4 protein-coding genes are annotated in these 2,217 nt (G+C 42.0%); all 4 read right to left on the bottom strand.

All coding sequences use genetic code 11. The features are described from left to right. Positions 1 to 55: 55 nt before the first annotated feature. From trsD to ACKTR2_RS10130, 4 genes are read right to left on the bottom strand one after another with little or no spacing between them, the layout of a single operon-like run. Positions 56 to 715, bottom strand: a complete 660-nt coding sequence (gene trsD, locus ACKTR2_RS10145; protein WP_153109617.1) for a TrsD/TraD family conjugative transfer protein — start codon at positions 713 to 715, stop codon at positions 56 to 58. After that, on the bottom strand, positions 684 to 1,046 hold the full coding sequence (locus ACKTR2_RS10140; RefSeq protein ID WP_407885013.1) for a conjugal transfer protein: 363 nt from the start codon (positions 1,044 to 1,046) through the stop codon (positions 684 to 686). The genes trsD and ACKTR2_RS10140 overlap by 32 nt, the downstream gene beginning before the upstream one ends. 20 nt (positions 1,047 to 1,066) lie before the next feature. Further along, positions 1,067 to 1,405: a CagC family type IV secretion system protein gene (locus ACKTR2_RS10135; protein WP_407885011.1), complete on the bottom strand. Its 339-nt coding sequence runs from the start codon at positions 1,403 to 1,405 to the stop codon at positions 1,067 to 1,069. A 1-nt stretch (position 1,406) separates the two neighbouring features. Next, positions 1,407 to 2,021: a hypothetical protein gene (locus ACKTR2_RS10130; protein ID WP_407885009.1), complete on the bottom strand. Its 615-nt coding sequence runs from the start codon at positions 2,019 to 2,021 to the stop codon at positions 1,407 to 1,409. Positions 2,022 to 2,217: the final 196 nt, after the last annotated feature.

Here is a 2,217-nt window from a genome sequence, read left to right as displayed (position 1 = left end):
TTAGTTGGTATAAATAAATCAATGACCTTATCACCAAAACTCATCCAGTTGCCTCCTATCCATTGAAATTGATTAAGTTCTTTAAAATCTCTTGAACTTCTTGACTAGTCAAGACTTTGGCCGTCACATCAAAGTCCGTTAACGCATTTTCAATATCTCGTTTAACTTGTTCGATCTTTTCGTCTAAATGATTGACCGCTAGGTTTAAGCTCTTAACACTTTTGTCTTTAATTGGCACCTTAACGATTAGCAGATGTTGCTTAGTGGTCATGTTTTTGGATTCTTGGACTTTAGTAAAGTGATCCAAGTAACTGGCTATGAGCTGGATTTTGAACTGTTGCTCCGGGTGGCCTTTTTGTAAGGCGAGATACCGCCGTTTGAGACCATTGAGATAAGCCGTCATATTGACGGGAATCGTTGGCTCTAAGAACTGTAACGTGTCATCAACGCCTTCACCTAAGGTACTCATGAGAAACGCGCCATAGTCCTCAAAAACGTCCTGTTGTTCGGTTTCATTAAGTAGATCAAGGTTGATCCCACTAACTTCCAAAATGCCAACGAGATTACCGGTTTTGGTAACTTCGTAATTACCATACATACCCACCACCAAGCTCATGTCATCAATGGTCTCTTTGCCACCATTGATTTTAGGCGGTTGATAATCCCAATCTAGCTTGGCTGTTTTATTGGCGGTTTTGCTCTTTTTCAAACGCATTTAGTTCACCTCGCTTCTTCGGTTTCAAATAAAACAGTTTCTGACCATTGGCATAGTGGCGTTTCAACTTAAAGTTATCCCGCACTTTAATATTCTTCCGCGCCGCAACTGGCCTAATTGTTAAAATAGCCATGACAATCGTCATGGCTAAGACAACAATCACTATTTTTATCAGGACTAAGATCAGACCATAGGGTGGGATCGCAATAAAAATTAAGCCCACTAGTCCTGCCAGCGCCGCATAGCCAAAATCCTTCAAGGTGTAGTCTTTCCAGATCCCGTAATCTTTATCTACGTTCTCTGGAAAGATAAATTCTTTTCCTTTCTTCATTTGGCAGGCTCCTTTTTAAATTAAGTGAATAGGCTGTAAACCCAAGGTAATAGCCAGATAATGGCTGCCGCTAAGGCCACTAAACCAGCCACCCGGCCAACCGCGTGATAAACTTCTGATTTCTCTCGCGGATCGTCTGCGTCAGGCATTCTTTTGATAATAATAAATAGCGCGACACAAATCCCAACTAAAACGACCAAGCCAGTTAAAATACCTTGAATCGTCTTACCAGCGCTGGTTAGCTTGCTTTTAACTTCGCCACCGTCCGCTGCCAAAACGACCTGGGCATTCATCAAGCCCAAGTAAATTGCAGTAGTCCCAGCAGTTGCTAGCGCTTTCATTTTTCTGTATTTTGACATGTTAGTCCTCCTTCCTATCGTCTTCTGATGTTCGTAATTGAATTTGTTCTGCCTGCGTTTCTTCTGGCTCACGCTGATAGAACTTGTTCAATTGTTCCTCGGCAATTTGCTGGCTTGGTAACGGATCAGTGGCTAATTTGACGCGGCCATTTTCACTCGTGGCTAAGTAATACTCTTTTTCTGACTGGCCTACTTCTTGGGTCTCTAAGACATGCAAATTATGTTCGTAACGGTCTAAGGCGTTATCAACTTCTAAGCCATAGAAACCTAAGAAGCCTTCCAGGAAACTCTCACCAAAAAAGGTCATTTCATTTTTAATCTGCTTATATTGATGAGTCGGTTTATCACTTACCAATTTTTCGGTCTTTTTAGCATTTTGACGGTCTTGATGGCGATTAAACCAGCCCCTAAGCTTTAACGGCTCAGTCTTCAACTGGCGTTTAACGGTCTTCTTAATCATTGCTTGCCGGACTTCGTCAATTGGCTGACCGTCTTGATCTAAAATTGCTTGTAACTGTTTTGGATCAGTTAATGCGTGGTCATCATCAACCACAATCGCCTTTTGATCATCATGAACTAGCTTGCCATTAATGCCTTGCCAGCTTTCTACTTTCATTGGATCACCTCCTTATGTTGTTTGTTGGGTTAGAAATATTAAACAACTAGCTTTCCCCTAACCCGCCCGGTAAAATGGATTATTAGGAGGGTGACACCTAGAAGGCGTATTTCTAGGTGCTGATCCCCGTTAGCAACTTCACTGCTTACGAGGACGCCCTCTTTTTTTATGTGGTTTTTAACCCACTCTATCCCTT

Origin of the sequence: Furfurilactobacillus curtus, assembly GCF_045862785.1 — a bacterium.
GTDB classification, from domain to species: domain Bacteria; phylum Bacillota; class Bacilli; order Lactobacillales; family Lactobacillaceae; genus Furfurilactobacillus; species Furfurilactobacillus curtus.
This window is presented reverse-complemented; position numbering and strand designations above follow the sequence as displayed.